5 protein-coding genes are annotated in these 8,326 nt (G+C 34.0%); all 5 read right to left on the reverse strand.

Annotated features, from left to right (window positions below; translation table 11 throughout):
- Nucleotides 1-52 precede the first annotated feature (52 nt).
- Nucleotides 53-2,110 (reverse strand): hypothetical protein, encoded by a 2,058-nt coding sequence (locus tag IEV84_RS12605; protein WP_229732681.1) that lies wholly within the window; start codon nucleotides 2,108-2,110, stop codon nucleotides 53-55.
- A 100-nt stretch (nucleotides 2,111-2,210) separates the two neighbouring features.
- Nucleotides 2,211-4,490, reverse strand: a complete 2,280-nt coding sequence (locus tag IEV84_RS12610) for a glycoside hydrolase family 127 protein (RefSeq protein WP_188494621.1) — start codon at nucleotides 4,488-4,490, stop codon at nucleotides 2,211-2,213.
- A 21-nt stretch (nucleotides 4,491-4,511) separates the two neighbouring features.
- Nucleotides 4,512-6,971 (reverse strand): glycoside hydrolase family 95 protein, encoded by a 2,460-nt coding sequence (locus IEV84_RS12615; protein WP_188494622.1) that lies wholly within the window; start codon nucleotides 6,969-6,971, stop codon nucleotides 4,512-4,514.
- A 351-nt stretch (nucleotides 6,972-7,322) separates the two neighbouring features.
- Nucleotides 7,323-8,006: a glycoside hydrolase family 78 protein gene (locus tag IEV84_RS12620; protein WP_188494623.1), complete on the reverse strand. Its 684-nt coding sequence runs from the start codon at nucleotides 8,004-8,006 to the stop codon at nucleotides 7,323-7,325.
- 8 nt (nucleotides 8,007-8,014) lie between these two features.
- Nucleotides 8,015-8,326: T9SS type A sorting domain-containing protein (locus IEV84_RS12625; protein WP_188494624.1), on the reverse strand; the 312-nt coding region annotated here is incomplete at its 5' end.

Here is an 8,326-nt window from a genome sequence, read left to right on the forward strand (position 1 = left end):
CAGGTTGTTAATTGTTCAACTTTTTTTTGGGTTTTCATTTTGTTAAAAATCATTATTCTAAAACAAACTGTACAGTATAGGTTTTCACTACCCCATTATAATCAAACTTCACAATGGCATTTTCAGATAATGAAGCTGCCTGTGTAACTGTAATTTTTACCACAGGATTATTGGCTGTAGCCGAAACAACAGGAACAGCAGTTGTACCAGATGCTATTTTGTATTTTACCTCATAAACATCATAGCCTACAATACCATTTGTTCCAGTAGATCTAACAGGAGTTTCAGATAATGTTACTGCTTTTCCATCGACATTAATGCTAACTTTTGGTGCAATTGGACGTGAAATTTTATTTTTATTAGAACTGAATCCAAGACCGGTAAAATCAAAAAGAGATTCAGTACCACTAGCTTCTGCTACCAAATAAACAGCGTGTTTTTTATCTAAATTATCTACAAATTTTGAAACATCAATTGTATATTTTGTAATGTCTTGTGAAGCATTTTCAGGAACAATAATCTCGCCTATTTTTTTTCCTTTCCAAGTTTCATTATCCCAAGGCCCATCTATCCAAACATTAACTTTAAAAGATTTTGTTGTTTTTGGAGTAAGGAAAATATTGAATGCGGTATTGTTTCCTTTTTTTGTTCCTTCAAAAGCTTTCAATCCGTTTTTATTGTTTTTGAGTCCACCAAAACCGAAGTATTTATAACCTATAATATGACCATTTTTCACATTGGTAATAGGCATATGGTTGTCCCAGATATCCCAAGAATCTTGTTGAATACTATTATCAGAAAGATAGGAAGCATAACCTGCTGAATAATATTGATACGGATTAAGCCCATAAATATGAAAACCTTCTGAAGTAACTTCAGCCCCTTTGTATTCATTTCCCTTGCTGTCTTTTACAGTTGGAAATTTATTTTCTGAATAAGGATCGAACATACTAATGGATACAGTTCCTCCTTCAGCAACCGATTTTTCGTCTGAAGTAACCATTACTGGAGCTACCATAGCCTGGCGAGCAAATCCAAAACCTCTTGGAGGCCTGTGATAAAACACATACCATTGTCCATTTATTTGTTCAATGCTACCGTGTGTATTGTGACCTGCATTTGAAGTAGTTATTGCAGTACCATCCTGATTCAACACTGGAGCGCGGGAATCAACCAAAACCCCACCTATTTTCCAAGGTCCTAGAGGCGAATCACCAACAGCATAACGCAAGGTAGAATTAGAACTGCTTATTCCATAATCAGGTCCAGAATAACCGCTATAAATGGATACATATTTATTACCGATCTTGCGAATGGAAGAGGCTTCGAAGAAATTGAATTTTCCTAAATCTTCTCCCTTAAAAATTTGAGGAAACTGAGTTCCTTCAGGATCGCGAATTTCTCCGTAACGTCTTCCGGCTGGCAATAGTCGTTCAATTATTTTAGTTCCTGGTCTTAGTGAATACATCGTATTTTGATCTAATTCAGCTGCTGATGATTTCTGAAAACCCCAGAAACCATAAGCCCTAAAACCAATTTTATAATCAGGATCTTTTGGGTCAGTAATGTATTCAATATAAACAGCAGGGTCAAAACCTAGAATGCTTCCCGGAACAGTACGTTTGCCATCAGGAGTAAGATTGACAGGAGTAAAAGGGCCATCAGGGCGACTTCCTTTGGCTACCATTGCCTCTCTATTTTGTCCACGACTGTGCGGATAAAGATAGTATTCTTTTTTGCCGTCTTTTCTTTTTATCTCAACCAGATCTGGAGCATACATTACATCCCATTGTCCATCAATTTGATACGTAAAAGCAGGTCCTTCATCTCTCCAGCTAGAAAGATCTTCTACTGGAGCCGACCATATTCGAATATCTGGCCCACAATAACTTGTCATTCGCAAATCGTGAGAACCAATGATGTAGGCGCGAAATTTTCCAGGTTTATCCGGATCTTCAAAAACTCGGGGTTCGCCGTCGGGTAAATGCTCCCATAATGGAAGATATGGATTTCCTATTGATTGATGTACAAACTTTTTGGCTGACTTGTTTTCTGGAGTAACCTTGTTTTGTCCATTAACGTAACTTACACCGAGTAATGATGTAGCCATACATGCAAAAATTATATTGCGACTTTTCATAGTAATTTTAATTTATTATAATCCATTATAGATTAGGCACAGTTATTTTTTCTCTCTCTATTTTATTCGTTTATTTCACAATTCTCAATTGATAAAACCTCGGACTACTATTTCCTTCTTTAGCTGTTATTTTAACATCAACAACTTCAAGTTTATCAATATTTATCCTAATCATTTTCTTTTCTACAGAAACTATATCAGCAGGCTTTTCATTAATAAGAATATCAATTTTATTTATTTTTAAATCATCTAAAACACTTATTTCTAAAAACTTTCCCTGATTATTTTTATTCAGCATTTGATACGAAATATACGAACGGGTGCTTCTCCAAAACTTACCATCATCATAACCGGAATTACTTTTTTCGCCTTTATAAAAATGATCTACTTCAGGTTGTTGTTCCCCACAATTTATTTTATCTACTGTTTTAGCCTCAACAGCCATAGCCTCAATTTCTTGTTGCTTCAATAATGCTTGCTTTTCTTTATATTCATCTTTTGAATAGGTTTGAAAATACATTTGATAACGTGCATCATGTACTTCAAAAAAAGGTTCTAATTCTAATGAATCTAAACTGAAACGCATATTTCCCAACTCCTTAAGCTTTGAAACATAAGCTGACTTTTCACCCACTAATGCGTATGCTTTGTCTAAAGGAATATACTTTCCTCTTGTTGCATGTCCCATTCGGCTATTATCAGCAAATAATCCATCTAATCCTTCAGTAGAAGTTTTGGCTGCTAATACAATCGGCCCATTGACAAAAGCACTCCAGTTTGAGCCATCAGGCAGACTTTCTAAATGTGTAGCAGTTTTAAATTTAATCGTTATCTTATCACCTGATTTCCATTTTCTTGTAAGGATAACATAAGTAGAAGGTTTAGTAGTTATTTTTTGTGCTTTTCCATTTACCAAAATCTCGAAATTTTCAGCCCATTTTGGGTAACGAATATTCAAAGCAAAACTCTTAGAATTCTTCAATTTTACAACAAGTTCTGAATTGTTCTCATAAGGAAATTTTGTAGTTTGCTCTAACTGTATTCCTTTTTCCTGCCAGTTTAAAGTTGAAGGAATAAAAAGATTCACAAAAACATCATTATCCGAATGGCTATAAATTAATTCACCATATTTAGTATGATTTTCAAGTCCTGATCCTACGCAGCACCACATACTTGTTTCTGGTTGAGAATATACTCTATAATGATTAGGTCGAATAGGTGTAAAATAAACAAATCCTCCTTTTTCAGGATGCTGACTAGATAGAATATGATTATAAAGCGTACGCTCATAAAAATCAAGATAACTCACATCATTTTTATCCAAAAACAAAGCTTTACTCAAGCGTTCCATATTATAGGAATTACAGGTTTCAGGTCCTTGATTTGACTTCAACATACCGCTAAAATCATCTATAGAATTAAAATGCTCAGCCACGCTATTCCCTCCAAAAGCTACACTACGCTTTTGCGTAACATTTTCCCAAAAAAACTGTACTGCATCTGACCATTCTCTATTAGCTGAAAGAGTTGCAATTTTCTCAAAACCAATAACCTTAGGTATTTGAGTATTTGCATGCATCCCCGTTAATTTGTCCTCCTTTTTCAACAGAGGATTCAAAAAAGCCTTATGAGAAATTTTCTCGGCTGTTTGGAGGTATTTTTTATTTTTTGTAATGATATATAAATCGGCAAAAGATTCATTTATACCACCATGTTCTGTTTTTAAAATTTTTTCGATTTGTTCATCAGAAAGTGGACGAATTAATTCAATAAACCAATCTCCTAATTTTATTAAAATATCTTTTGCTTTTTCACTACCCGTATAATGATAAGCATCATTTAAACCTGCAAAAAGTTTGTGAATATTATAAATAGGAACCCAAGTATTATTCAATCCAAAACCACTGCCATCAATATCTCCATTATGAATTCGATCCCAAAAAACTTTTCCATTAGGAACTCCTCCTACATAACCATTAGTGTTTTTTTCCTGACAACGTCCCAATTCAGAAAGCATGTAATCTAATCTGTTTTTAAGTTCAGTATTTCCCGTAGCAGCATACATCATCGATAATGTAGAAAGGTAATGACCTCCAATATGGCCATCAAGCCCTATACTTTCCCAATTCCCATATCGATCTGATTTTGTAGGAATACCCGAAGCCAATAAATAAGGCGCTAAAAGTTTATCAGGATTAAGTTCTAAAATATATTTAAGATCAACATCCTGTGCTTTTTTAAATGGTCCGTCTTTTAATCTTACTTCTTTCAAGTTAAAAGATTGCATTTGAGCTAAAACAGAAGAAGCCGCAAACAGTACAATCAAACAATATAAAATTCTATATTTCATTTTAAAGGAATTAGTCTAAAATTATTTAATTAAAAAAGTATATGTTTTACCTTTCGCAGTCGTTACATCATATAAATAAAAGGGCTTAATATCTAAAGATTTTATATCTGATTCTTTAGAAATAATAGGCTTTTCAATCTCCTCTAATTGATAAAAGACATTTGAGTTAACTCCTGATGCTTTTTTCAAATTTTTATTATCCTTTAAAATAATCTCATTGGGAGTTCTCAATCTTAAGTTTCCACCAAGATTAGATTGAATACTTACCGCAATTAATCTTCCCTGTTTCCATTTCAAATCTTTTATTTCAAAACCGCCTCTAGCTTTCAAACCGCTTATTTCCCCATATTCGCTTAAAGCATCTGGTAAAGCCGGTAGCAACTGAATAGCACCATCTGAACTTTGCATTAACATTTCAGTAATACCTGAAGTACAACCAAAATTTCCATCAATTTGAAATGGTGGATGTGCATCAAAAAGATTATTGTAGGTTCCTCCTCCACCTTTATTTACACCAAGTGGAGTCAATTGATTTTGAATTAATGTATAAGCGTGATTCCCATCTTGCATTTTAGCCCACCAATTCACTTTCCACCCCATACTCCATCCTGTTGATACATCACCACGTTGCAGTAGCGTTTTTTTTGCCGCAGCAAAAAGTTCTGGAGTCCTGTAAGCAGAAATTTGATTGGAAGGATACAAACCATATAAATGTGAAATATGGCGGTGATTGTCTTTAGGATTATCAATGTCGTCTATCCATTCTTGTAACTGATTGTATTTTCCTATTTGCATCGGTGGCAACATTTTTCGTAATGTTCTTAAACTATCGGCAAATTCTTTATCTTTTTCCAATATTTCCGATGCTCTTATCGCCGAACTGAATACATCAAAAACGATTTGATTATCCATAGTAGAACCTGCGGTTATTGTTGAACCTTGATGCGCTGCCGGAGCATTTTCGGGTGAATTTCCCGGAGCTACAACCAGCCAGCCATTAACTGGATCTTTTACTAAAAAATCAGCATAAAAAGTTGCTGCACCTTTCAAAACTTCGTAATTAGATTTAAGGAATTCCTTGTTACCTGTATATAAATATCGCTCCCAAATGTGTTGGCTTAACCAACCACCACCTGCATTCCAAACTCCCCAAGTGGCACCATCAACGGCACCATTGATTCTCCAGATATCCGTATTATGATGTGCCATCCAACCCCTAGCACCATACATTACTTTGGCAGTTTCTTTACCTGTTTCGGCTAATTCCCGAATCATTTTTAAAAGCGGTTCGTGCATTTCTGACAAATTGGTTTTCTCTGCCGGCCAGTAATTCATCTCCGTATTAATGTTGATGGTATATTTACTATCCCAGGCAGGTTTCAAACTATTATTCCAAATCCCTTGAAGATTTGCAGCTTGACCTCCAGGTTGTGAAGATGAAATCAATAAATATCGCCCATATTGATAATATAAAGCCACGAAAGAGGGATCTGAAACATTTCTGAAATTAGCCAATCTTTCATTTGTTGGTAGTTTAGCTGCCGCTGTACTGCCTAAGTCGAGTTTTACTCTTTTGAAATATTTTTGATATTTAGCAATGTGTGCCGTTTTCAATTTATCAAAATTGGTATCGAATGCTTTATCTAAAAAGGATTTTGCCAGTTCATTTTCATTGCCACTGATATCATTATAATTGATAAAATTTGTCGCAATAGATACGTAAATAACAACAGAATTTGCTTTTTCAATTTGTATAGAATTAACATCAGCATTTACACTCCCACCCTCTACTTTAAATCTGGCAAGTGCATTAAATTTTACCTTTCCTTCAACCCCTTCCAGATCACTGGTTGTTCCCGTTAGAGAGATTTCATTAGTACTATTAATAGTTATTTTTTGTTTCTTGTGTTGAGAGGAATATCCAGCTGAAAAAGACAATTTCCCGGGTTGATTTGCAGAAAGTTTTATCACCAAAATTCTATCCGAAAAAGAAGTAAATGCTTCTCTGGTATAGGTAACACCATCTACCTTATAAGTCGTTTTTGCAATAGCCTTTTCAATATCTAGTTCGCGGTAATAATTGGTGTAATTTTGTTGACCGGAAAAATTCAATTCTAAATTCCCTACAGATTGAAACGTCTGACCGTGCGATTTTTTAGTAATTATATTTTCATTCGTCAATTTTTCAGCAGCCTTATATTCTCCTTGAAAAATGAGTTTTCTAATTTCTGGCAAAGCACCTAAAGCATTAGGATTATCATTTCTGTTAGGACTTCCGCTCCAGACAGTTCCTTCATTCAATTGAAAAATTTCTTTTTCCACATTTCCATAAACCATAGCTCCTTGAAAACCGTTCCCTATAGGCAAAGCATTTTCCCATACACTTCCAGAGGGGGTATTATACCAAAGTTTTAAATCGCTTTCCTGAGCAAATAACGAAATGCTAAAAAATAACAGAATGTTTACTAAATAATTTTTCATAACTCTTTTAGTCCCATATTTAGGAGAAATTTAAATACATTAAAACCAATTAACAAAAGTGTTAATATCACACTTTTAAAATTGTTTAAAAAAACCCATATCGGGAATTTTTTCTTTTATAAAACAAATATATACAGATAAATGACAATAAACAATCGGTTGCGCTATTTTTTTATTCAAAACAAAAAATAATTAAATCATTTTTATGTTTAATATAAATTTTATATAAAACTATTTGCAAAACCCAATAGTGAGCTTGAATTAAATTAAGAAAACTTATGTTGGTTAAAAAAACAATGAAGCCAAAGACCTCATTGTTTTTTAAAAATTGGTTGGTGGTTATTAATTTGATTATTGAACAATAAAATCCCAAACCGGACCGATTGTAGTTCCTCCTTTACCATCTTTAACAGCAATTTTCCAATAGTACTTTGTTCCTGTTGTTAATGAAGAAGCTGCATAAGAAGCTGTTATTAAATCGGAAGCTACTTTTTGAGTCGGGAGATTTGAAGTTCCTAAATACACATCATACGACAAATTATCATTATCGGCATCTACTGCTGTCCAACTTAAAATGGCTGAACTACCGGAAACATTAGAATGCAAAACTGGTGTCTTTACTTCTGGTATAAATGGTAAATGGTTTACTATACCCTGACTTTCAGTAAAAAAAGTATATACCGCTGTGTATTTATCTGATTTATTTTTAGAATCAATGGCTTTTACCCGCCAATAATAAAACTTCCCTTTCTCTAAAGACAATGACTTACTGAGCAAGGTAGTCGTTGAAGTAACTACATTTTTAGTAAAAACATTATCTGTGGCAACATCCAGTTGATAGGTAATCGCATCATTTTGAGCATCTGATGAAGCATTCCACTTAAATTCAACTGTATTGTCTATACAAACCAAATTGTTTGTTGGATAAACTAAACCTGGAATAGTCGGTGGAGTTTGGGCATCGCCCTCATCTCCACCACTGCTACAAGAAGAAAATAGTGTAAAACTCAATATAATTAAACTTATTTTTTTCATATCGCAAACTACTTTTTAATGATTTTAATTGTCTCTAAAGGATTCGATTGTATTCTGACAAAATAAACTCCGGCAGCTTCTTTTCCTAAATCTAAATGTACTTTCCCATTTTCAATGGTGTAAACCGATTTAGAAATTAGCATTCCAGTGACAGTATAAATTCCTATTTCTACTGAGCTGTCATTCGTTGGTAAATAAATATCAAACGGGCCAGTTGTAGGATTTGGAACCGCTTTAACCAAATCAAACAAAGTAATCGTTTTGGCATAAATGCCCTCACATTCTTTTGAAGTTGTAACTTCTAATACATCCCCGTTACT

The sequence above is a fragment of the Flavobacterium palustre genome, assembly GCF_014639535.1.
GTDB classification, from domain to species: Bacteria; Bacteroidota; Bacteroidia; order Flavobacteriales; family Flavobacteriaceae; genus Flavobacterium; species Flavobacterium palustre.